Source organism: Xanthobacter wiegelii (assembly GCF_043193855.2).
Lineage (GTDB): Bacteria > Pseudomonadota > Alphaproteobacteria > Rhizobiales > Xanthobacteraceae > Xanthobacter > Xanthobacter flavus_A.
In genome coordinates this window covers 1,752,849-1,775,392 of record NZ_CM195529.1, presented here as the reverse complement: position 1 = coordinate 1,775,392, position 22,544 = coordinate 1,752,849, and the positions used below count along the sequence as shown (strand labels likewise).

20 protein-coding genes are annotated in these 22,544 nt (G+C 67.2%); 9 read left to right on the top strand and 11 right to left on the bottom strand.

Annotated elements, in window-relative coordinates; translation table 11 throughout:
- The first annotated feature begins 3 nt into the window (after window positions 1–3).
- The gene (locus V5F63_RS08185) at window positions 4–1,068 is read left to right on the top strand and encodes a Rieske 2Fe-2S domain-containing protein (protein ID WP_209488590.1); all 1,065 of its coding nucleotides are present in this window, start codon (window positions 4–6) and stop codon (window positions 1,066–1,068) included.
- A gap of 107 nt (window positions 1,069–1,175) precedes the next feature.
- On the opposite strand, the gene V5F63_RS08180 is transcribed toward V5F63_RS08185, so the two are convergent.
- The 6 genes from V5F63_RS08180 to V5F63_RS08155 all read right to left on the bottom strand — a co-directional run bounded on the left by V5F63_RS08180 (window position 1,176) and on the right by V5F63_RS08155 (window position 7,881).
- Window positions 1,176–1,550, bottom strand: a complete 375-nt coding sequence (locus V5F63_RS08180; RefSeq protein ID WP_209488589.1) for a 2Fe-2S iron-sulfur cluster-binding protein — start codon at window positions 1,548–1,550, stop codon at window positions 1,176–1,178.
- The gene (locus V5F63_RS08175; RefSeq protein WP_394102021.1) at window positions 1,550–3,244 is read right to left on the bottom strand and encodes an L-aspartate oxidase; all 1,695 of its coding nucleotides are present in this window, start codon (window positions 3,242–3,244) and stop codon (window positions 1,550–1,552) included. Before V5F63_RS08175 ends, V5F63_RS08180 begins: the two co-directional genes overlap by 1 nt.
- Before the next feature lie 334 nt (window positions 3,245–3,578).
- Window positions 3,579–4,763: an L-rhamnonate dehydratase gene (rhmD, locus tag V5F63_RS08170; RefSeq protein WP_394102022.1), complete on the bottom strand. Its 1,185-nt coding sequence runs from the start codon at window positions 4,761–4,763 to the stop codon at window positions 3,579–3,581.
- A gap of 64 nt (window positions 4,764–4,827) precedes the next feature.
- The gene (locus tag V5F63_RS08165) at window positions 4,828–6,138 is read right to left on the bottom strand and encodes an MFS transporter (protein WP_209488586.1); all 1,311 of its coding nucleotides are present in this window, start codon (window positions 6,136–6,138) and stop codon (window positions 4,828–4,830) included.
- Window positions 6,139–6,274: 136 nt separating this feature from the next.
- Window positions 6,275–7,027 (bottom strand): SDR family NAD(P)-dependent oxidoreductase, encoded by a 753-nt coding sequence (locus V5F63_RS08160; RefSeq protein ID WP_394102023.1) that lies wholly within the window; start codon window positions 7,025–7,027, stop codon window positions 6,275–6,277.
- 11 nt (window positions 7,028–7,038) lie between these two features.
- Window positions 7,039–7,881, bottom strand: coding sequence for a fumarylacetoacetate hydrolase family protein (locus tag V5F63_RS08155; RefSeq protein ID WP_394102024.1), 843 nt, complete (start codon window positions 7,879–7,881; stop codon window positions 7,039–7,041).
- Between the two features lie 136 nt (window positions 7,882–8,017).
- On the opposite strand from V5F63_RS08155, the gene V5F63_RS08150 reads away from it, so the two are divergent.
- The 6 genes from V5F63_RS08150 (at window position 8,018) to V5F63_RS08125 (ending at window position 14,352) form a co-directional block, all read left to right on the top strand.
- On the top strand, window positions 8,018–9,043 hold the full coding sequence (locus V5F63_RS08150; RefSeq protein ID WP_394102025.1) for a LysR family transcriptional regulator: 1,026 nt from the start codon (window positions 8,018–8,020) through the stop codon (window positions 9,041–9,043).
- A gap of 241 nt (window positions 9,044–9,284) precedes the next feature.
- Window positions 9,285–10,034: a Crp/Fnr family transcriptional regulator gene (locus V5F63_RS08145; protein WP_209488582.1), complete on the top strand. Its 750-nt coding sequence runs from the start codon at window positions 9,285–9,287 to the stop codon at window positions 10,032–10,034.
- Window positions 10,035–10,290: 256 nt separating this feature from the next.
- Complete coding sequence (locus V5F63_RS08140) at window positions 10,291–11,595, top strand: M20 family metallopeptidase (protein ID WP_394102026.1); 1,305 nt, start codon at window positions 10,291–10,293, stop codon at window positions 11,593–11,595.
- Entirely contained in the window at window positions 11,592–12,434 is an 843-nt protein-coding gene (locus tag V5F63_RS08135; RefSeq protein WP_394102027.1) for an ABC transporter permease, read from the top strand. Before V5F63_RS08140 ends, V5F63_RS08135 begins: the two co-directional genes overlap by 4 nt.
- A gap of 26 nt (window positions 12,435–12,460) precedes the next feature.
- Complete coding sequence (locus tag V5F63_RS08130) at window positions 12,461–13,477, top strand: taurine ABC transporter substrate-binding protein (protein ID WP_209488579.1); 1,017 nt, start codon at window positions 12,461–12,463, stop codon at window positions 13,475–13,477.
- Window positions 13,474–14,352, top strand: coding sequence for an ABC transporter ATP-binding protein (locus tag V5F63_RS08125; protein WP_394029784.1), 879 nt, complete (start codon window positions 13,474–13,476; stop codon window positions 14,350–14,352). The genes V5F63_RS08130 and V5F63_RS08125 overlap by 4 nt, the downstream gene beginning before the upstream one ends.
- A gap of 24 nt (window positions 14,353–14,376) precedes the next feature.
- Here V5F63_RS08125 and V5F63_RS08120 read toward each other — a convergent pair whose 3' ends face one another.
- From V5F63_RS08120 to V5F63_RS08100, 5 genes are all read right to left on the bottom strand, one after another.
- Window positions 14,377–15,753 carry an amidase family protein gene (locus tag V5F63_RS08120; RefSeq protein ID WP_394102028.1) on the bottom strand — a complete coding sequence of 459 codons (1,377 nt, stop codon included), beginning with the start codon at window positions 15,751–15,753 and terminating at the stop codon, window positions 14,377–14,379.
- Complete coding sequence (locus V5F63_RS08115) at window positions 15,746–16,543, bottom strand: ABC transporter ATP-binding protein (RefSeq protein WP_245327496.1); 798 nt, start codon at window positions 16,541–16,543, stop codon at window positions 15,746–15,748. The genes V5F63_RS08120 and V5F63_RS08115 overlap by 8 nt, the downstream gene beginning before the upstream one ends.
- Before the next feature lie 47 nt (window positions 16,544–16,590).
- Window positions 16,591–17,430 (bottom strand): ABC transporter permease, encoded by an 840-nt coding sequence (locus V5F63_RS08110; protein WP_394102029.1) that lies wholly within the window; start codon window positions 17,428–17,430, stop codon window positions 16,591–16,593.
- Window positions 17,431–17,442: 12 nt separating this feature from the next.
- Window positions 17,443–18,429, bottom strand: coding sequence for an ABC transporter substrate-binding protein (locus V5F63_RS08105; RefSeq protein WP_209488575.1), 987 nt, complete (start codon window positions 18,427–18,429; stop codon window positions 17,443–17,445).
- Window positions 18,430–18,559: 130 nt separating this feature from the next.
- Window positions 18,560–19,315 carry an SDR family NAD(P)-dependent oxidoreductase gene (locus V5F63_RS08100; RefSeq protein ID WP_209488574.1) on the bottom strand — a complete coding sequence of 252 codons (756 nt, stop codon included), beginning with the start codon at window positions 19,313–19,315 and terminating at the stop codon, window positions 18,560–18,562.
- Window positions 19,316–19,540: 225 nt separating this feature from the next.
- Between V5F63_RS08100 and V5F63_RS08095 the strand changes: the two genes are divergently transcribed.
- Complete coding sequence (locus V5F63_RS08095; protein ID WP_394102030.1) at window positions 19,541–20,971, top strand: MFS transporter; 1,431 nt, start codon at window positions 19,541–19,543, stop codon at window positions 20,969–20,971.
- A gap of 177 nt (window positions 20,972–21,148) precedes the next feature.
- A complete protein-coding gene (locus tag V5F63_RS08090; protein ID WP_394029789.1) occupies window positions 21,149–22,543 on the top strand; it encodes a cytochrome ubiquinol oxidase subunit I in 1,395 nt (464 codons plus the stop codon).
- The last annotated feature ends 1 nt before the right edge of the window (window position 22,544 follow it).

Sequence of the window (22,544 nt, the reverse complement as noted above, 5' to 3'; positions counted from 1 at the left end):
CTCATGACGGTTCAGGCTCGTTACCTGCAGCGCACCTGGTACGTGGCGGCGCTCTCCACCGAGGTCGGCCCCGAGGCGCTGTTTCCGCGCAGGCTGCTCGGCACCTCGGTGGTGCTTTATCGCCGCGCCGACGGCACGCCCGTGGCGCTGCACGACCGCTGCCCCCACCGGTTCGCCCCGCTGCACCTCGGCAAGAGGATCGGTGACGAGGTGGCCTGCCTCTATCACGCGCTGCAGTTCGACTGCACGGGCCAGTGCACCAAGAATCCCCACGGCAACGGCCATATCCCCAAGGCGGCGCGCGTGCGCACCTTCCCCGTGGTGGAACGCTACGGCTTCATCTGGATCTGGATGGCCGAGGAGGCGCCGAACCTCGATCTCTTGCCGGACTACTCGCCGCTCGACATCGGGCATCCCAATGCCGCCGGATATACCTACATGCACATGCCGGCCAATTACGAGCTCATCATCGACAATGTGATGGACCTCAGCCACATCGACCACGTGCATGGCGAGATCATCACGACCCGCGGCAAGCTGTCCCCTATCGTGCCGCAGATCCGCGAGACGCCGGCCAATATCTCGGCGCGCTGGGAATGGTCGCAGCAGCCGGCGATGATGATCTTCGCCAACTTCCTGCCCCGCCCCGCCGACGAAGCGCGGCACTATTTCGACATCACCTGGAGCGCACCAGCGAACATTCAGCTCTCTGTCGGCGCGGTACAGGACGGCAAGAGCTTCGACGAGGCGGTCAGCCAGTACGATCTGCACACCTGCACACCGGAGGACGAATTCTCCACCCACTACTTCTTCGCGACGCGCCGCAACCACGTGGTGGAGGATGCCGAATATAATCGCCTGAAGATCGAGGGCATGCATGCCGCCTTCGAGAACGAGGACGGGCCGGTGATCCGCGCGGTTCAGCAGGAGATGGGAACGGCGGATTTCTTCAGCCTTGATCCGGTTCTCATGTCTAATGACATCGCGGCGGTGAAGGTGCGCAAGCTCCTACAGAAGATGATCTCGGCCGAAGTCGCGGAGACCGCGAGCCTCAATGCCGCCGAATAGCGGAGCACGTTGCCACCATGCAAATCCGGGGCGCCAGACCAGCGCTCCGGATTTCGCCATCAGCCGGCGGGCTACTGCTTTATCATCCCGTCGGCCACCGAAACTGCTCACGCACCCACCACGACTTTGCCGACGCCCGACTTGAGCGCATGCTCCAGGCGCTCGTCCGGGGGCGTGATCTCGGTCACGAGGTCGCGCAGGTGTGCCTTGTTGCCCAGCGGCTCCAGCATCATCTCGCGCGGCTCAAGGCGGGCCGTGCAGGCATAATCCACCTTGCCGTCGACGATGATCATGCACTCCTTGCAGGTGTTGGCATTGATGCAGGAGTGGCGGACGGACAGCGTGGAATCGAGGTTGGTCCGCACGAAGCGCAACCCGTCCAGAACCGACTGGCCGGGCGTGTAGGGCACCTCATAGGTCGAGGTGCGGCTCTCCTCACCGGCATGGCCGCGGCGGACGATCAGGGTGGCTGTCTCACGCATCACGCGACCTCGCAGAGGGTACGGCCTTCGACCGGGGCGCGGTCGAGCACGATGTCGTCTCCCGCCAGCTTCACCGTGTGGTGCAGCACGAAGGCGGGATCCATGGCGGGGAAATCGTCGCGCTGGTGGGCGCCGCGGCTCTCCTTGCGGAGGAGCGCGGAGCGCGTCACCGCCTCTGCGACGAGGAGCATCGTGCGCAGATCGAACCAGTCGAGCCGCGCCATGTTGTAAGGGCCGGGCGCACCCGGCGGCAGTGCGCCGAGGCGCGTCTTGAGGTCCGCGATGGCGACGAGCGCCCGGCGAAGGCCCTCCTCGGTGCGGAACGGGCCGACATTCACGGCCATGGTCTGCTGCAGGTCGGCGATGAGGCCGGCGTGGATCTCGCCGCCATCGGGCGTCACTGCGGAGACGAGGTCGAGCGCGCCGGCCCGCACCGGAGCATCGGCATTCCCGGCTGAACGCGCATGGAGCGATGCGGTGCGGCCGGCAGTGCGGCCGAACACGAAGGCTTCGGTGATGGCATTGCCGGAGAGGCGGTTGGCGCCGTTGGCGCCGCCGTTCGCCTCGCCGCAGGAGAACAGGCCCGGCACGCTCGTGCGCATCTGGGCGTCCACCTTCACCCCGCCCATGTGGTAGTGCGCGATGGGTGCCACCTCGATGGGCATCTGGGTGAGGTCGATGCCGTTGGCGGCGAGCCGGTCGATGACCGGTCCGAAGGAGGCCCGCAGCGTCTCCGCCGGGATGTGCTGGAACGACAGAAAGGCGCCGCCCGCGGGGGAGCCCCGGCCGGCCTTCACCTCGGAGAGGATTGCGAACGTGGCGCGGTCGCGCGTCACATTATAGGTGCCGGCCTCCTCATTGCCGTAGTCGTTGACGAACTCGCGCATCTCGGCGTTGAGCAGGCGACCGCCGAGCTTGTAGCGGAAGGGGTCCCACATGATGGGATCCATGCCCACGAGGCGCGGGGCAAGGTGGCCGATGGGGAAGAACTGCACGAACTCCATGTCCGTCAGCTCCGCGCCGGCGCGGAGCGCGAGGGCGTATCCGTCGCCGCCCATGTTGGCGGAGGCGCTGTTGCGCTGGTACAGCCGCGTGAGGCCGCCGGTGGCGATCACGACGGCCTTGGCCTTCACCGCCACCGGCCGCCCGTCGGCGAGCGAGAAGCCCGCCGCGCCGGTCGCGACGCCGTCGGTCACGAGGATGTCGGTGATGTAGAGATCGCCGATACGGGTGACCTCCTTCTGGCGCAGCACGCGACCGCGCAGGGTCTTGGCCACTGCCGGGCCAGTGGAGAGAAAGTCCACGTAGACGCAGCGCGGCCGGTCGTGACCCGGCGCCAGCGCCTGGCGGATGGATCCGTCGTCGTTGCGCGCCCAGCCGACCTTCCACGCGTCCAGCTGGAGGATGTCGCGGGGACCCTCCTCGCACACCAGCTGGGCGAGGGAGACGTCGCAGAGTTCGCGGCCGGCGGCGAGGGTATCGGCGAGGTGATGCTCCCAGGAATCCGGCGTCTGGGAGCCGAGCGCCACCGCCACGGTCATCTGCGCCATGATGGTCGCGCCGCTGCGGCCGATGAGGCTCCGGTCGGCGAGGATGACGCTGGCGCCATCCTTCGCGGCCTCCAGCGCTGCCATCATGCCGGCGGCGCCGGAGCCGATCACCAGAATGTCGGTTTCGAGATGGACCACATCCATTGCCACTGTCCTGCCTTTCGTCGAGATCGGCCCTGAGTCAGACCGTGGCCGCCGAGCGGGACGCCGACAGCGCGCCGCACCTCGCCAGCATCGGAGACTATCTCGTCATAAGGTAGCCGGGAACGGGATCGCATGTCCCGCCCGCTTGCCCGAGGGGGAAATATTTTTCTCCCATCGAATGTCTGGCGGAAAGTGGGAGCGCAGGCGTGCGCCGGCAGGGCTCATTCGCGCGGACAGCGGACCCAACCGCGCTCGGGCTGCCGGGCGAGTGGGAGGACGCCCAACAAAAAAGGCCGGCGCACACGGCGCCGGCCAGCCTGGGAGGAGACGGAACTCAGTTGCCGTAAGGGCGGTGCAGCTCGACCTCGGGATTGAGGCGCACGCCGAAGCCGGGCTTGTCGAGCACCGAGGCCTTCATGCGGCCGTTGACCGGCACCGGCTCGTCCAGCAGCAGCGGGCTGAAGGCGGGGCGCACCTCGTCCGCATTGGGCGCGCTCATGATGATCTCGGTGAACGGGCTGTTATGGCGCGTGATGACGAAATGGTAGCTGTAGACGCCCGAGCCATGGGGCACCATGAGCTTGCCGTGGGCATCCGCCAGGGCCGAGATCTTGATCAGCTCGGTGACGCCGCCGCACCAGTTCACGTCCGGCTGGATGATGTCGCAGCAGTCCATCTCCAGCAGCATGCGGAAGCCCCAGCGGGTGGCCTCGTGCTCGCCGGTGGTCACCAGCATGCCCTTGGGCACGTTGCGCTTGAGGTCCGCGTAGCCCCAATAGTCATCGGGGGAGAGGCATTCCTCGATCCACTTCAGTCCGAATTCCTGCGCCTTCTGGGCGAGGCGAATGGAATAGTTGAGGTCGAGGCTCATCCAGCAGTCGTACATGAGCCAGAAGTCGTCTCCGACCTTTGCGCGCATGTCGGCCAGCTTCTCGATGTTCTTCTTCAGGCCCTCGTCGCCCTCGGCCGGGCCGTGCAGCAGCGGCAGCTTGCCGCCGATGAAGCCCATTTCCTTTGCAAGGTCCGGCCGCGCGCCGGTGGCGTAGAACTGCAGCTCATCGCGCACCGGGCCGCCGAGCAGGGCATGCACCGGCTCGCCGCGCAGCTTGCCGAGCAGGTCCCACAATGCGATGTCCACGCCGGAGATGGTGTTCACCACCACGCCCTTGCGGCCGTAGAACTGGGTGGCGAAATACATCTGGTCCCAGATCTTCTCGATCTCGGTCACCTGACGGCCGATAAGGAAGCGCGAAAGGTGCTTCTCAACGATGAAGGCGCCGATCTCGCCGGCAGTGGTCACGCCGAGGCCGACGGTGCCGTCGGAGGCCTCCACCTCCACCACCAGCGTGCCGAGCACATTGATGCCGAAGGAGCGGCGGCTCTGCCGATATTCCTCGTAGCGCGCCATGGGGGTGGCGATGTGGTCGTCGATCCAGTGATAGCCCTGGGTGTCGTGATAGTCGGCGCCGCCGCCGCGCACGGTATAGGCGCGGACCGCCTTGATGGTCGGCATGGCCATGGTTCTGTCTCCTCTTCGCCCCGCGTCGTGCGCGGGGCGTCAGTTGGTCGAAATCAGGCGCAGATCACGCGCGGCGGGCGGCCGGCGCGGCGGGAAGCGCCCGCGACTGCCCGATGGCGAGGATCAGCAACGCGCCGATAAGCGTCGTCCCGGCGAGCAGATAGAGGCCGGCCGACTGGGAGGCGAAAGCCGCCTCCGCCCAGGTCTTCACGTTCGGCGCCACGAAGCCGCCCAGCGCACCGAGCGAGTTGATGAGGGCGATGCCGCCCGCCGCCGCCACGCCGCCGAGATAGTCGGTGGGGAAGGTCCAGAAGATGGGCTGCACGGCGATGAAGCCAGCCGCGGCGAAGCACAGCGCGAGGAGCGCCAGCGCCGGCGAGGTGGTGGCCACCGATGCTGCGATGCCAAGGCCCGACACCGCAAGGATCGCCGCCGCATAGCCACGCCGGTTGCCGGAGGCGTCCGCCATGCGCGGCAGAATGTAGGCGGCCACCAGCGCGCACACCCACGGGATCGCCGAGACGAAGCCCACCTGCAGGCCGACCTTGGTGCCGAGCAGGTTCGCCACCTGCGTCGGCAGATAGAAGACGACGCCGTACACGCTCATCTGGATGAGGAAATAGATGAGCGCGAAGTGCAGCACCTTCATGTTGCGCATGGCGGAGAGCAGGTGCGACGGGCCGTGGGTGGTCTTGTGCGCCTCCTCGGCGGCGAGAACGCCGCTCAATTCGTCCTTCTCGGCCTGGGTCAGCCACTTGGCGTCAGCCGGCTTGTTGTCGAGGTAGAAATAGGCCCAGACACCCACGACGGTGGCGAGCAGCCCTTCCACCATGAACATCCACTGCCAGCCATGCAGCCCGCCGAGGCCATGCCAATCCAGCAGCAGGCCGGACAGGGGCGAGCCGAAGATGAAGGCGAGCGGCGCGCCGAAATAGAACAGCCCCATCGCCCGGCCGCGGGCGAAGGAGGGGAACCAGAGGGTGAGATAGAAGATCACGCCCGGAAAGAAACCGGCCTCCGCGGCGCCCAGCAGCACGCGCAGGACGTAGAAGGTGAATTCGTTGTGGGCGAACATCATGGCCGCGGAGATGAGGCCCCAGGTGATCATGATGCGCGCCATCCAGATGCGCGCACCGACACGGTGCATGATGATGTTCGAAGGCACCTCGAACAGCGCGTAGCTGAGGAAGAAGATGGAGGCGCCGAGCGCGAAGGCGGCATCCGAGATGCCGGTGTCGGCCTGGAACGCCTTCTTGGCGAAGCCCACGTTCGCCCGGTCGAGGAAGGCGAGCACGTACATCAGCAGAAGGAACGGCAGGAGCCGCTTTGTGACCTTGGAAATCGTCGCCTGAAGCGACGCGGACGGGGCGGGCATGAGCCTCTCCATGGGAACCGTTGCCTCCGGCCGTCTCGGGCTCATTCCCGGACGGCTCTTGTATTGGCGCGCCCCAAGGTGGCGGGGCGCGCGGGGAGACGGCGGCATCACGCCGCCAGTAATTCTCGGACTGCGGTCAATACACCGCGCGGCCGCCGGAGATGTCGAACACCGCGCCGGTGGAGAAGGCGCAGTCTTCGGACGACAGCCAGGTGATGAGGGACGCCGCCTCGTCCACTTCCAGGAAGCGGCCCATGGGGATCTTCGACAGCATGAAGTCGATGTGCTCTTGGCTCATCTGGTTGAAGATCTCGGTGCGCGCGGCGGCGGGCGTGATGCAGTTCACCAGTACGTTGGACTGCGCCAGTTCCTTGCCCAGCGACTTGGTGAGGCCGATGAGGCCCGCCTTCGACGCGGAATAGTGCGAGGCGTTGGGATTGCCTTCCTTGCCGGCGATGGAGGCGACGTTGACGATGCGGCCCCAGCCGTTGGCGAGGAGATGCGGCACCACCGCCTTGGAGGTGAGGAAGGGGCCGACGAGGTTCACGTCGATCACCCGCCGCCACACGTCGGTGGCGAGTTCCCACGTCTTGCCGTTGCCGCCGGTGATGCCGGCATTGTTGACAAGGATGTCGATCTTGCCGTGCTTCGCCGCGACGCTGGCGGCGGCGGCGGTGACGGAGGCTTCGTCGGTCAGTTCCACAGTCTCGGTGGAGACGGTACCGATCTTGCCGAGTTCAGCCACGGCCTCCGCGAGACGGGCGGCGTCGATGTCCCAGAGCGAAACCTCGGCGCCGGAGGCGAGCATGCGCTGCGCGGTGGCATATCCGATACCGCGCGCGCCGCCGGTGATGATGGCCACGCGGCCCTTGAGATCAATGTTGGTCATGGCGCTGCTCCTCAGCCCTGCACGGTGGTCTGGCGCTGCTCGCCGAGGCCCTGGATGCCGAGGCGCATGGTCTGGCCCGGCGTGAGATAGAGCGGGGGCTTCTGCCCGAGGCCGACGCCGGGAGGGGTGCCGGTGGAGATCACGTCGCCCGGCTGGAGGCTCATGAACTGGCTGATGTAGCTCACGAGGTGCGCGACGCCGAAGATCATGGTGCGGGTGGAGCCGTCCTGGAAGCGCTTGCCATCCACCTCCAGCCACATGTGGAGGTCCTGCGGGTCGGCCACCTCGTCGGCGGTGACGAGCCAAGGACCCATGGGTCCGAAGGTGTCGCAGCCCTTGCCCTTGTCCCACTGGCCGCCGCGCTCGATCTGGAATTCGCGCTCGGACACATCGTTGATGACGCAATAGCCGGCGACGTGGGAGAGGGCGTCCTCTTCGCTCACGTATTTGGCGGGCTTGCCGATGACGATGCCCAATTCCACTTCCCAGTCGGTCTTCTTCGAGCCGCGGGGGATTTCCACATCGTCATTGGGGCCGACAATGGAGCTGGTAGCCTTCATGAACAGCACCGGCTCGGATGGCACGGGCAGACCGCTCTCGGCCGCATGGTCGGAATAGTTGAGGCCGACGCAGACCAGCTTGCCCACGGAGCCGACACAGGCGCCGAGGCGGGGATTGCCCTCCACCAGCGGCAGGGTCGCCGGGTCGATGGCCTTCAGGCGATCGAGGCTGTCAGGAAGCAGGGCGGTTCCGGCGATGTCGGGGACGATGCCGGTGAGGTCGCGCAGGCGGCCTTCCGCGTCGATGAGGCCAGGGCGTTCCTGCCCCGCCGCGCCATGGCGAACGAGCTTCATGTGTTTCCTCCCATCGGTCCGCCGTTCGTCCGTTATGGGCCGGACCGGTTCGAGCCAATTCGCGGGGACGCTAGCCGACTGAGCGATAACGGGATAATGAGAAATTCTGTTCAGCCTATTCCATCAGGTTATCGCCATGCGGGACCTCGCACCGACGGCGCTCCTCTCGCGCCTGCGCTTCAAGCAGCTTCGGCTCGTGGACGTTCTCGGACGCACGGGAAATCTCCGCCGCACGGCAGCGGAGCTGAACATGACGCAGCCGGCTGCGACGAAAATCCTGCAGGATCTGGAGGACACGCTGGGGGTGAAGCTGTTCGAGCGCACGCCGCGTGCCATGATCGCCACCGAGATCGGCACCCATGTGGTGGACTATGCGCGCCGTACGCTGACCGATGGCGAACGTTTCGCCGGAGCCCTCGCCAATCTCAAGCGCGGCGGCTATGGCGCGCTGGCGCTCGGGGCCATCATGGCGACCGCGTCCGACCTCCTGCCCCGCGCCATCGCCGAGCTGAAGCGCCAGCGTCCGCTCATGACCATCCAGGTGCTCGCCACCACCTCCGACCAGCTCATCGGGGCGCTCGGGCGGGGCGAGCTGGATCTCGTCATCGGCCGCCTGCCCACCAGCGAGGACCGGGCGAAGTTCGATTTCGAGCCCCTCTCCATGGAGGAGCTGTGGGCGTTCGCGGCGGCTTCGCATCCGCTGGCCGGGCGGACCCATCTCGACCTCGCCGACATGGGCGATCTGCCGTGGGTGCTCCAGCCGGCCCCGAGCCCCATGCGTCGTCTCATCGATACCGCATTCGGCGCGGCAGGGCTCAGGACGCTCGACAATCTGGTGGAGACGTCCTCCATCTTCGCCACGCTCAATCTGGTGCGGCACGCGGGCATGGTGTCCATGCTGCCGAGTACCATTGTCGCGCAGGAAGTGGCCGGCGGCGGCTTCGTCCGCCTGCCACTGGAGGTGAAGGGAGAGCTGGAGCCCTATGGCATCGTCACGCGGAAGGGTGTCGTGATGACGCCCAACGCGGCCGAATTCCTGTCCATCCTCAAGTCGCTCATCGCCAGCAAGGATCAGGAGGGCATGAGCCCGAGCGGTACAGATGGAAGGACTCGGCCTGGGGCCAACACCCTTTCCACCAAGCGTAAACCGGTCCGGAAATGACGGCAGGCATGCCCCTGCGCGCTCATAAGCGACCTCCGTGCTTTGATGTGCCTCGGCCTGTCCGCCTCTTTGAAATCTGACCGCGAGACCGACAGCGTCCGCGACATCCGCCGGGCTGGTCGGTGCCGCTCCGACGCTCGCAAGGCAGATGTGGTATCCGTGGTAGACGGGAGATCGACACGGCGTCTCGATATCCCCAGAGATCGGCCTCCCGCGCGACGAGAGGGTGGGACGAGGACCCATGGCATCAGATGGCGGACAGGAGCCCGGCCTCGGCGCGCCCATCCTTCTGGCGGAATGGGAGATGCCCCTTCTGCGCGAGGCAAGCCTCATAGAGCGGCTGTCGGAAGAGGACCAGGCGCTGGTGCGGATGCACGGCCACGAGATGCGCCTTGCATCCGGCGAGCCGCTTTTCCGGCAGGGCGAGCGCCACGACGGGATCGTGGTGATCGAGGAGGGCCAGATCCGCAGCTTTTACGTGGCGCCCTCGGGCCGGGAGATCACGCTCGCTTATTGGGCGAGAGGCCATTTCGTGGGCGGACCGGACGTGTTCGGCGGCGGCACGCACATGTGGGCGGCGACCGCGGTCCGGCCGAGCCGGCTGGTCTTCCTGCCCGGCGCGGGCCTGCGCCAGCTGGCGCGGCAAGTGCCGGACCTCGCCATCGGCATCATCGATGCGCTGGTGTTCAAGGCACGCTGCTACTCCGCCTTCGCGCAGATGCTCGGCACGCGCTCGGTTGCGCAGCGACTCGTGCAGCTGCTGCAGCACCTCGCCCAGACCTATGGCGTGAAGGATGAGCGCGGCATCCTCATCGCCGCCGCCTTCACCCATGCGGACCTCGCCGCCCTCATAGGCGCCACGCGGCAATGGGTGACGGTGCAAATGGGCCGGATGCAGCAGGACGGCATCCTCACCAACCGGCGCGGCCTGATGGTCATATTGAAGCCGGAGGCCCTCGCCTCCGAGCTGGAGCGGGCCGACCCGCGCTGACCATCTACCCGGGCGGCGCGATGCCGAGGCCTGCGCGTCTCAAGCAACGAATTGCTTTTATACATAAATTATCGATTTGATATTTTTTAAGCGGCCTGACTAAGGTCCGCTCTGGCTCCGGCCGCGAAACTGAGCGACAGCCATTCAAAAGCAATTCCTTTGCAATGGCAGAACCGCTCTATTCTCCAACGAGATAACGGCGCATTCCGCAAGTGGCATCCCCCTTGCTGAGGTCAATTCATATTCCGAGGATGCCATGACCGTCGCACGATCCGCCCAGCCCGCCGTAGCCTCCCACCGCGACGCGGTTTTGTCGTTCATCACCGAACAGGCGTGGCTCGATCTCGCTTGCGAATTGATCCCGGCCGGCCAGCCGGAGGCGGAGAATCCGCTGGACCCGGACTTGCCGGGCGGGAAGGAAGAGGGCATCGCACTTCTACTTGCCGACAAGCTGGCCGCGCTCGGTTTCACGGTGGACCTGAAGGCCCGCACGCCCCACCGGCTTAATGTCATCGGCGCGCTTGCGGGGGGTGGGGAGGGACCGTCCCTCATCCTCAACGATCACCTCGACACCTACCCTGCCGGCGATTGGGCGGCCTGGACCATGACCGGCGGCCATCCCTTCCGGCCGACGCGCCACGGCGATCTGCTCTATGCGCGCGGCACGTCGGACACGCGGGGCAATCTCGCCTGCACACTGCTCGCGGTGGAGGCAATCCGGGCGGCTGGCGTGCGCCTCAAGGGCACGCTGAAGTGCGTCTATACGGCAGACGAGGAGAAGAACGGGCCGGACGGCTCCATCTTCCTGCTCGACGAATGCGGGCTTGAAGCCGACTACACCATCGTCTGCGAGCCCACGGCCTGGACCGCGCCCGATGGCGGCTGGGGCATGGGCATCGCCATCGCCAATTGCGGCAACTTCCTCGTGGAGGTGGAGACCTCCGGCATCAAGACCCATCTCTGGCGGCCCGATACCGGCATCAATGCCATCACCAAGATGATGGAGCTGCTGCCGCAGCTCGAACAGATGAGCTTCGCCCATACCCCTGCCCCGCACGCGGGCGGCACCCCGCCTATGGTCACGGTGCTCCGCATCGCCGGGGGCGTGCCGCGCGAAATGCAGTTCACGCCCGACAGCTGCAAGGCGGTGCTGGGCGTGGTGGGCATCCTGCCCGGTATGACGCGCGAGAGCGTGATGGCGGACATCAATGCCGTGATCACGGACGCGCTCGCTGCCGACCCGACCCTGAAGGCCGAGGCCCGTCCCTTCCCCGGTGCCCTTTTCGTGGATGGCACGGGCGAGCAGGAGGCGGACGCCGAACCCGTGCGCACTCTGCGGAAGGCCTATGGCGAGGTGCTTTCGGGCGAGCCGAAGCTCTATCGCAAGAACGCCTTCAACGACACCATCCGCTTCTCCGAGCGCGGCTTCAAGGCCATCACCTTCGGCCCAGGTGAAGACGGCTGGGCGCCGGTGAACGAGAGCATCCACATCGGGAAGGCGGTGGCGGCAACGCGCATCCTCGCGCTCACCGTCATGGATCTGCTGGGAGTGGAGGAATGAGCGCCGTGGAGACCGCTCCCGAGCACGCTTCAAGCCCGGTCCGGCCAAGGCTGCTGCCGGCCCGGCTGCGGGCCGCCCTGCCCCGCACGCGGCTCCTCACGGCGCTGACCGCCGCCACGCTCTTCGCGCTGTGGTGGCTCGCGGCCCATTATGCGTGGGTGAACCCGCTCTTCCTGCCCTCGCCCAGGACGGTGTGGGACGCCTTCGTGCGCACCGCCACCGTGGGCTACCAGGGCAGCCTCCTGCACGAGCACCTCATCGCCAGCCTGTACCGGGTGCTGGCGGGCTACAGCCTCGCGTGCCTCGTGGGCATCCCGCTCGGGATCGTCATGGGCCTCAGCCGCGACGTGAAGGCGGTGTTCGATCCGGTGATCGAATTCTACCGGCCCCTGCCGCCGCTGGCCCTCTACACCCTCATCGTCATGTGGCTCGGCATCGGCGATGCGTCCAAAATCGCCATCCTTTTCCTCGCCGCTCTGCCGCCGCTGACCATCAGTTCCATGCAGGCGGCGGCGAGTGTCGATCCGCGCTACGTGAAGGCGGCCAAAAGCCTCGGCGCCAATTCGCGCCAGCTCTTCCGGCACGTCTTCCTGCCCGCCTGCCTGCCCGGCATCTGCACCGGCATGCGCATCTCGCTCGGCTTCACCTACACGGTGCTGGTGGCTGCCGAGATCGTCGCCGCGACCGCCGGCCTCGGCTGGATGATCTGGGACGCGAGCAAGTTCCTGCTCGGCGACATCGTGATCATGGGCCTGTTCGTCCTCGCCTTCACCGGCATGGCGCTGGATCTCCTCATCCGCCTCACCGAGCGCGCCCTCACCCCCTGGCGCTTCCGCTGACCCCCTTTCGCCGACTGGAGACTGAGATGAACACGCTTCGACGCACGGCTTCGCTTCTACTCGCCGCCGCCTTCTCCCTCGGCCTTTCTGCCGGCGCACGGGCGCAGCAGAAGCCGGAGGGGATCACCATCGGCTATCTCAACCTCGTCAATGCCCAGCTCGTCACCAAGGCGCTGGGCCTGCACGAGAAATCCGGCGTGCCGATCAAGTGGGTCAAGTTCGGCTCGGGCGGCGACATGAACCGCGCGGTCGCGGCGAACCAGGTGGATTTCGGCGGCGTCGGCAACCCGCCCTTCACCCTCGGCGCCACCCGCGCTTTGCCCTACAAGGGCATCTTCGTGCTCAACATGCTCGGCCCGGTGGAATCCCTCGCCGTGCGCTCGGACAAGAACATCAAGTCCCTGAAGGACCTCGCCGGCAAGACGGCGGCCGCCCCCTTCGGCTCCACCACCCATTATCTGTTCATCGCCGCGCTCAAGGAGGCGGGGGTGAACCCCACCGACGTGAAGCTCATCGACCTTTCGCCCTCCGATGCCGTCGCCGCCTGGCTGCGCAAGGACATCGACGCGGCCTGGATCTGGGAGCCCAACCTCGACAAGATCGTGAAGAATGGCGGCGAAATCTTCCTCACCAGCGGCGAGATGGCGAAGCGCGGCTATCCCACCTGGGACGTGGGTGTCGTGATGAACGACTTCGCTGCCAAGTATCCCGCGCAGGTGGTCGCCTATGTGAAAGCGGAATGCGAGGGAATCGACTATTGGCTGAAGCATCCGAAGGAGACGGTGGACATCATCGCCAAGGAACTGTCCCTGCCGCCCGATGACGCCGCGCGCATGATGCAGGGCACCACCATCGTGCCCTGCCCCGAGCAGTTGACGAAGGACTATCTCGGCACGCCCGGCCAGATCGGCCAGTTCGCCGATACGGCCCTCGCGACAGCCACCTTCCTGAAGGACCAGGGACGGCTTCCCACCGTCCTGGACCGGGCCGGCTACGCGGCCTTCATCGATCCGTCCTACCTCGCGAAGGCGCTCGGCAAATGAGCGGCATTCGGGTGGCCACCGCGATGGCCCCGCCCCCTCCCCTGCCCACGCACCTCGCCCCCGCACCGGGGCGAGGCCGGTTGCAGCTGAAGGACCTCTCCATCGCCTACGGCGAGGGCGCAGCGCGGCGCACCGTGGTCGAGCGCTTCGACCTCGACGTGGAGCCGGGTGAGTTCGTCTGCGTGCTCGGCCCGTCCGGCTGCGGCAAGTCGACGGTGCTCAATGCGGTGGCGGGCTTCGTGCCCGCCGCGCGCGGGCTTCTGGAAGTGGATGGCGAGACCATCCGCGGCCCCGGCGCGGACCGGGGCATGGTGTTCCAGCAGGCGACTTTGTTTCCCTGGAAGAGCGTGCTGGACAACGTGGCCTTCGGCCCGCTCATGTCCACCGGGAGCACCTCGACGGCGGAGCAGACGGCGCGGACCTTCCTCTCGCTCGTCGGTCTTGCGGCGTTCGAGAAGCACTATCCGTCAGAGCTGTCGGGCGGCATGCAGCAGCGCGTGGGCATCGCCCGCGCGCTCGCCAACTACCCGCGCGTGCTGCTCATGGACGAGCCGTTCGGCGCCCTCGACGCGCAGACGCGGGCGATGATGCAGGAAGCGCTCCTGAATATCTGGGCGGAGTTCCGCACCACGGTTTTGTTCATCACCCACGATATCGAGGAAGCCATCTTCCTCGGCGACCGCGTGGTTGTGATGAGCGCCAATCCGGGACGCATCGTCGCCGACATCCGCGTGGACATTCCCCGCCCGCGCGCGCCCGAAGTGCAGTTCTCGGAGGCGTTCGTCGCCATCAAGCGGGAATGCTTCGCCCATATCCGGTCGGAAACGCTGAGGGCCTTCGCCCACCAGCAGAACGCCGCCGTACCGGCGGCGTAATCCTTCGATGCGGAAGCGGCAGGGTCACACCTGCCGCTGGAACTGCCGCGCGAGACCGGCCACCACGCCATCCTGCCCGGCGAGCCCGATGAAGCTGAGCGACGAGGGCAGGCCCGCGCGGGCGGGAGCGCCCGGCGCAGCGATGGCGCATAGGTCCATGGGAGCCACGAAATAGGTGTAGGTGCCCATCACCGAATTCCTGGCCATGGGGTCCGCCAGCATCTCATCGATTGTGTAGATGGTGGGCACGGTGGGCACCACGAAGGCGGCGAAGTCGGCGAGCGCGCCTTCGGCCGCGCGCTGTAGTTCTCGCATCCGGTACAACGTCTCGAACGCCTGTTTGGCGGAATAGCCGCGCCCCGGCTCGATGGCGGCGAGCGCTGCCGGGTGGACGGCGTCGCGATGGGTGGAGATGATCTCGTCGTACTCGACGAGGCGCTCGGCCACCAGCGCGGACTGGAACACCAGCCTTCCCGCCTCCTCGAACGGCGCGAAATCGATCTCCTCGAGCGTGAAGCCGAGCCCGCGCAGACGATCGAGATTGGCGGCGAAGGCGGCCTCGGCATCAGCATCGCCGAAGAAGCGCATCTGATCCTGGCGCGGAATGGCGAGGCGGGATGACGGCGCCGGTGCCGGCGCGGTTCCGATGGTATCAGCATCGCGGCGGCTCCAGGGGTCGAGCGCGTCATAGCCGGCGATCAGGCCCAGGATCTCGCTCGCGTCATCCACATGGGTCGCAAAGATGGGGATGCAGTCGAGCAGGCGGCTGTTGTAGACGGCGCCGCGCGTACTCACGAGCCCGAGGGATGGCCGCAGCCCCACGATGCCATTGCACGCGGCCGGAACCCGTCCCGATCCGCCCGTGTCGCTTCCCAGCGAGAAGGAAACGATACCAGCCGCCACGGCGACGCCTGAGCCGGAGCTGGAGCCGCCGGGGATGAAGGCGGGGTCCAGCGCGTTGCGGCATAGCGGCTCGGGGCTGCGCGTGCCGTTCAGGCCCGTCGCAAACTGATCCAGCGTGTTCTTGCCGATGAGCACGGCGCCCGCCGCCTCGAGGCGCGTGATGGCGAGCGCGCTTTCCTGCGGCGCCATGGCGACGGCCGGGCAATTGAGCGTCGTCGCCATGCCCGCGACGTGCAGATTGTCCTTCACCGAAAACGTGAGGCCGAGCAGGGGAAGGTGCTCGCCGGCCTTGGCGCGCGCTGTAACCGCCGCCGCAGCGCGTTCCACGTCCGCGCGGGGAACCAGAGCGGTGAAGATGCCGTCTTCCGCCGCCGCCTGTGCGCGATCGGCTGCGTCCAGCGCCAGCGCCACCGGATCGGCCCCGGCGGCGAGCGCGGCCCGGGCGGTGGTGAAGCCGGTGCCTGCGGGGTGCGCGGCGGGAGCAACCTTATCAAGCATCGTGGGTCCCTTCGAAGGCCTTCTGGCTCTGCTGTCGGATGAGATCGAGACACTCGCGGCGAAGCGCCTGGAACGGCGCGCCAAGCGTCGTCTCGATCGTGCGCGGGCGCGGGAGCTGAACCGCGAGATCGCGGACGATGCGCCCCGGTCCCGCCGACATGACGAGCACGCGGTCGGCCAGCAGAACGGCCTCGTCGATATCGTGCGTGACGAAGAGGATGGTGGTGTCCAGCTGCGCCCACAGACGCAGCAAGCTCTCCTGCATCACCGTCCGGGTCTGGGCGTCGAGCGCGCCGAACGGTTCGTCCATCAGCAGGATGTTCGGCCGGTTGGCGAGCGCGCGGGCGATGGCGACGCGCTGCTGCATGCCGCCCGAGAGGGTATGCGGCAGCGCGTCGGCAGACCGCGACAGGCCGACCATCTCGATCAGTTCGTCGGCGATCGCGCGGGCCTCGGCGCGGGATTTTCCGGCCATGCGCGGGCCATGCGCCACGTTCGCGCGGACCGACTTCCAGGGAAACAGACGGGGCTGCTGGAACACGACGCCCCGATCCGGGCCGGGGCCGGTGACGGTTTTCCCGCCGACCACCACGTCCCCCTCATAGGGCGTCTCGAAGCCCGCGACCGCGTTCAGCAGGGTGGACTTGCCGCAACCGGATGGCCCCAGCAGACAAATGAACTCGCCCCGGCGCACCTGAAAGGATACGCGGTCGACAGCCGGCACAAGCTCGCCGCCGTCCCGCTCGAAGGCGATGGTGACGTCGCGGACGTCGATCTCGACCTCGCCCATCTGCCGCATCGGCACGGGCGTCGGCTTTCGGATCATGGAGATAATGCTCATCGCCACCACACCAGGCGCTGCGCCAGCGTCGCAAAGCAGCGATCGGCGATGAAGGAGATGAGGCCCAGCGCCGCGAGGCCGGCGAAGACGAGCCCGGTCTGCATGTTCTGCTGGGCCAGCTGGATACGATAGAAGATGCCCGCGAAGGCGCCCGCCAGTTCCGCCGCCACCAGCGTGTAGAAGGAAATCCCGACCGCCGTGCGGAGCCCGACGACGATGAAGGGGAGCGCGCTCAGAAGCACCACCTCCCCTACCAGCCGTCGGCGGGGCGTGCCGAGCATCTGGGCGGCGCGCACCAGTCCCTGGTCCACCTTCTGAACGCCGAGGTGAGTGGAAAGCCACACGGTGAAGAACACACCCCAGACGATCAGGAAGACCTTGCCGCTTTCCGACAACCCGAACCACAGGATGACGATGGAGACGAAGGCGATGGGCGGGATAGGCCGCAGCACCTGAAACAGCGGGCCGAGCAGCCCGGAGAAGAAAGCGGAGCGCCCCGTAAGCAGCCCGCAGCCGACCCCGACGACGGAACCGACGAGGTAGCCCGTCGCCACGCGCTTCAGGCTCGCCACCACGTCCTCGGCGAACAGGCCGCTCGTCACCCATTCCATTGCGGCGCGCGCGACTTCGGTGGGCGCGGGAAACAGGATGGGATTGACGATCCGCGCCTGCGCGATCAGTTGCCACACCATCAGGAACAGCGGGATGGACACCACCCCCACCGCCATGTTGATCCGCTGGCTCAGCCGGGCCTTGCGCCGCCGGCTCGCCCCTGCGGCGGGGAGCGCACCGCTCCTTGGTCGGGAGAGTGCCGCCGGGGGAGAGATATCCGCCATGACGCCGGCGCTTCAGTTGAGCTTGTAATTGACGCGGGCGGCGTCCAGAGTGCGCAGAGGCTCGGGAAAGAGCACCACCGCGAAATCCGGCATGCCGGTCACACCGGGCGGGTGGTTCTTCGTGTCGAGGCGCCACTGGGCATGAGCCTTCAGGGCATCGATCTGCTTGGCGCCGATGCCGACCTGATAGACATAGTCGCTCCAGATCGGCTTCAGATCCTCGGGCTTCATGCCGACGGCCTTGGACACCACCTCGATCGCCTCCTCGGGATGCGCCTTCACCCACGCTTCGGCGGTGATGAGCGCGGCGAGGAATTTCGAGACCACCTGCGGATTGGCCTTCAGGTAATCCTGCATCACCACGATGTTGAAGGTCTCGGAATAGACGCCCTTGGTGTCGAGCAGAACAGCCTCGTCGCCGAGCGCCTTCTTGCCGTTGGAGATGTGGGGCTCCCAGGTATCGTAAGCATCGATGCTGCCGGCCGCCATCGCGGGCAGCATTTCCTGCGGCTTGAGATTGACGAGGGTGACATCCTTGGCGGTGAGCCCGGCCTTCTTCAGCAGCTCGGTGGTGTAGACCTCGCTGCCGGTGCCGGCGGTGTAGGCGATCTTCTTGCCCTTGAGATCGGCGATGGTCTTGATGCCCGCTTTCTTCGCGGTCAGAGTCTTGACGTCCGAATATTCCATGCCCGCAACGAAAGCGATGGGCTGTCCCGCCATGGCAGCAGCCGTAACCGGGGCTTCCGCGGTGGTGGCGATATCGGCTCCGCCGCCGATCACCGTGTCGAGGGCCTGCTTGCCGCTGGTGAAATTGCTGACCGTGACATCAAGGCCTTCCTTTTCGAACAGGCCCTGAGCCTTGGCGACGATGGTCAGCGCCGAGATGGGCGCCAGGTTCTGCGCGAGGCGCGCCTTCACGAGCTCTGCCGCTCCGGCGCTCGAAAATGGACCTAGGAGGAGGGCCGCGGCAATAACGCTGGAGAGCTTGAAATGCTGCATGGCCCGGTCTCTCTGGTGCAGTGCACGGATGGCGCCATCGAATGCGCCCCGGCCCGGCTTTAGAAGCAATTAATTGCTGACTGCCGAGACCTGATCGCAAAAGCTTCCAGAACGTGCCTGACGCCACGGATCACTGCGCCAGAAACCCGCCGTCCACGGCCAGGACGTGGCCCGTCACCATCGCCGCCATGGGGCTCGCGAGGAAGAGGATGGCGTCCGCCACCTCCTCCGGCTCGGCGATGCGGCCGAGCGGCATCAGCTTCTCGATGGCGGCGAGCTTGTCCGGATCGCGCATCAGGGGATCGATGAAGGGTGTACGCACCCAGGTGGGCGCCACCGCGTTCACGCGGATCTTCACCGGGGCAAGCTCCACGGCCAGACCGCGGGTGAAATTCACCACCGCCCCCTTGCTCGCCTGATACGCCGGATTGGGATAGGGCCCGCCGCCGCTCAGCCCCATGATGGACGTGACGTTCACGATGGCGCCGCCGCCCCGCGCCGTCATGGAGGGGACAGCCGCCCGCGCGCAGAGGAAGCCGCCGGTGACGTTGACGGCGAACACCTTCTCCCAGTCGGCAAGCTCAAGCTCCGTCAGACCCTTGCGGATGGACAGGCCGGCATTGTTGACGAGGATGTCGAGACCGCCGTGCGTTGCGACCACCTGACCGAACGCGGCTGCGACCGCGGCCTCGTCGGTCACGTCGAGCGCCAGCGCCTCGGCGCCAGAAAGGCCGGCTGCCGCGCGTCCGGCCGCGTCCCCGTCACGGTCGGCGAGGATGACGCGCGCGCCGGCCTCGGCCATGGCGGTCGCGGCGGCAAGGCCGATGCCGCTCGCTCCGCCCGTCACCACCGCCACCTGTCCCGTCAGATCGAGCCTTCGCGCCATGTGCCGTCCCCGGTTCAACTGCGCCGCGGCCGCGGCGAGAGGAGCGTTGATAGAAGATCGCTCCATCGATCTCCAGCAAAGCGCCACGGGCCGTGCCCCATGACAAGCGCTGCGGGCATCGACTAGAACTCTGCCGGACACAGCGACGATGGATCGATGGACCAGGGACTTCCAGGCAGCGCCGCGCCCACGCCCAGCCGTCTTGTTCAGAGGCTCGCCCGCCTCATGCAGGAACCCGCCCCCGTCGCGGCATTGGAACGGCTGCCGTGGCATTCCTGGATTGTCGTCGGCCTCGTCTCCATCGGCGCCTTCGTCGGCCAGCTCGACGCCACCATCGTCCAGCTCGCTTTGCCGACGCTGGCGAGCACGTTCGACGCCGGGCTCCATGCGGTGAGCTGGGTGTCGCTCGGCTATCTCGTGGCCTTCGCGTCCTTCCTGCCGATCTTCGGGCGCGTGTGCCAGATGTACGGGCGCAAGACGCTCTATCTCGTCGGCTATATCGTCTTCGTGGTGTCGAGCGCCCTGTGCGCGCTGGCGCCCGACCTGCCCTCGCTGGTGGCGGCGCGCGTGGTGCAGGGCATCGGCGGCGCGCTGCTGGGGGCCAACAGTATCGCCATCCTCGTCACCGCCGTGCCGGAGGAGAAGCGTGGGCGAGCGCTCGGCGTCTTCGCCGCGGCGCAGGCCATCGGCATGAGCGCGGGGCCGGCGGTGGGCGGCATCGTGCTCGGTGCGCTGGGATGGCCGTGGATATTCTGGCTTACCGTGCCGTTCGGCCTCCTCGCCGCGATAGCCGGCTGGGTCGCCCTGCCGCGCACCTCCGGTGCCCGGCCCGAGGCCCGGTTCGACTGGCTGGGCGCGCTGCTGCTCGCGCCGGCGCTGGTCATCCTGGTGCGTGCGCTGAACCACGCCGCCGGCTGGGGCCTGACATCGCCGCAGACCCTCGGCAGCGTGGTGCTGGCGACGGGGCTGCTGTGGCTGCTGGTGCGGCAGGAGCGGCGTGCGGCGCTTCCGCTCGTGGACCTCAAGCTGTTCGCGAATCCCGGCTTCGCGCTCGGCGCGACGGCGGTGGTGCTCGGCTATGCCATGCTCTACGCCATGTTCTTCCTCATGTCGTTCCTGCTGGAGCACGGCTACGGCGAACGCGCGTGGGAAGCGGGCCTGCACCTCGCCGTCATCCCGGTCATCCTCGGGCTGGTGGCGCCCCTCAGCGGCGGCCTCGCCGATCGCATTGGCATCCGGGTGCTGGGGGCCGGGGGGATGGGCGTGTGCCTGCTCGGCCTCATGGTGCTCGGCCTCGGCGTCGGCGACCCCGCGGCGAGCCAGCTGATGAGTTTCGCCGCCTTCATGCTGTTCGGCGCCGGGCTCGGCCTGTTCATCGCCCCCAACAACCACGCCACCCTCAAGGCCGCGCCCCCGGAGCTGGCGACGCAGGCCGGCTCCCTCCTGAACCTGATGCGGGTGTTGGGCACCAGTCTCGGTGTCGCGGGGGCGACCTCCACCCTGTCACTTGGGCTGAAGCAGGCCGGCGGGATGACGGACCGGATGAAGGACGTCTCCGGCCCGGCGCTGGTCGGGGCCGTGGAGTGGGGGATTGTTCTCGTCGCCGTGATGGCGCTCATTGCCGCAGTCCTCTGCGTTCTAAGGCCACGTTCCTAGCGGCTTTTGCCACGTGGTGCGGCATTCGGGCATCGGGCTGGAGGGGCGTTTCACGCGCCTGCGTATCGACGCCGCCGGTCGCCCCGTCTATGGTCCAGCTGCGTCCTGCAGGTTGCATCGCACCCATCCGCGGCCGGATGATGCGCAGCCCTGACGGGACTGCCAGGAGCGGACGCCATGGATTTCGATCCAGTCACCCTCGCACGCATGCAGTTTGCCTTCACGGTCTCGTTCCACGTCATCTTTCCGGCCTTCACCATCGGCCTGTCCGCCTTCATCGCGACGCTGGAGCTGATCTGGCTGAAGACCGGCAAGGACGTGTTCCATCGCCTCGCGCGGTTCTGGACCAAGATCTTCGCCGTCTCCTTCGCCATGGGCGTCGTGTCCGGCATCGTGCTGTCCTACCAGTTCGGCACCAATTGGAGCCGCTATGCCGAGTTCGTCGGCTCGGTAATCGCGCCGCTCATCGGCTTCGAGGTGCTGACCGCCTTCTTCCTGGAGGCCACCTTCCTCGGCATCATGCTGTTCGGCTGGAACCGGGTGCCGCCGTGGCTGCATGTCCTGTCGTGCTGCGTCGTGGCGTTCGGCACCTTCATGTCTGCCTTCTGGATCCTCGCCGCCAACAGCTGGATGCAGACGCCGGCCGGCTACGAAATCCGCGACGGCGTCGGCTATCCGCTCGACTGGCTTGAGATCATCTTCAACCCGAGCTTCCACTGGCGCCTGCCGCACATGCTGCTCGCCGCCTACCTGACCACCTCACTGGTGGTGCTCTCCGTGGGCGCGCGCTACCTGCTGGCCGGCAAGTTCAAGGAAGAATCACGCGTGATGATGGTCATGGGCATCGGCATGCTCGCCATCGTCGGTCCCATCCAGGCCTTCGTCGGCGACAGCCACGGCCTGAACACTGCGCACTACCAGCCGGCCAAGATCGCCGCCGTCGAGGCGCACTGGGACAGCACCAAGCCCGCGCCCCTCGTTCTGTTCGCCTGGCCGGACGAGAAGGCCGAGAAGAACCTGTTCGAGATCTCGATCCCGAACGGTGCCTCGCTGATGATCACCCACAGCCTCGACGGCCTCTTCCCCGGCCTCAAGGATTTCCCGCCGCAGGATCGCCCGCCGGTGTTCGGCCCCTTCTTCGGCTTCCGCGCCATGGTGGGCGTGGGCGTCATCATGATCCTGCTGGGGTGGATCGGTGCCTGGCTGATTTTCAAGGGGCGCGAGACCACCACCCGCTGGTACCTCGTCGTCACCTCGTGGTGCTGGCCGCTGGGCTTCATCGCCATCCTGGCCGGCTGGATCGTCACCGAGCAGGGCCGCCAGCCCTGGGTGGTGGAAGGGTTGCTGCGCACAGAGGATGCCATGTCGCCCCTCGCGGGCTGGACGGTGGGGCTGTCGCTGACGCTCTTCGTCATCATCTACGCGGTGATCTTCGCCACCGGCATCCACTTCATGAACCGGCTCATCGTGCGCGGTCCCGACCAGACCCTCATCCAGCCGCCCGCCCGCGAACGCCCCACACGCCCCCTCGCCGCCGCCCATGGCGAAGGCCAGATGACCCCCGGAACCTGAC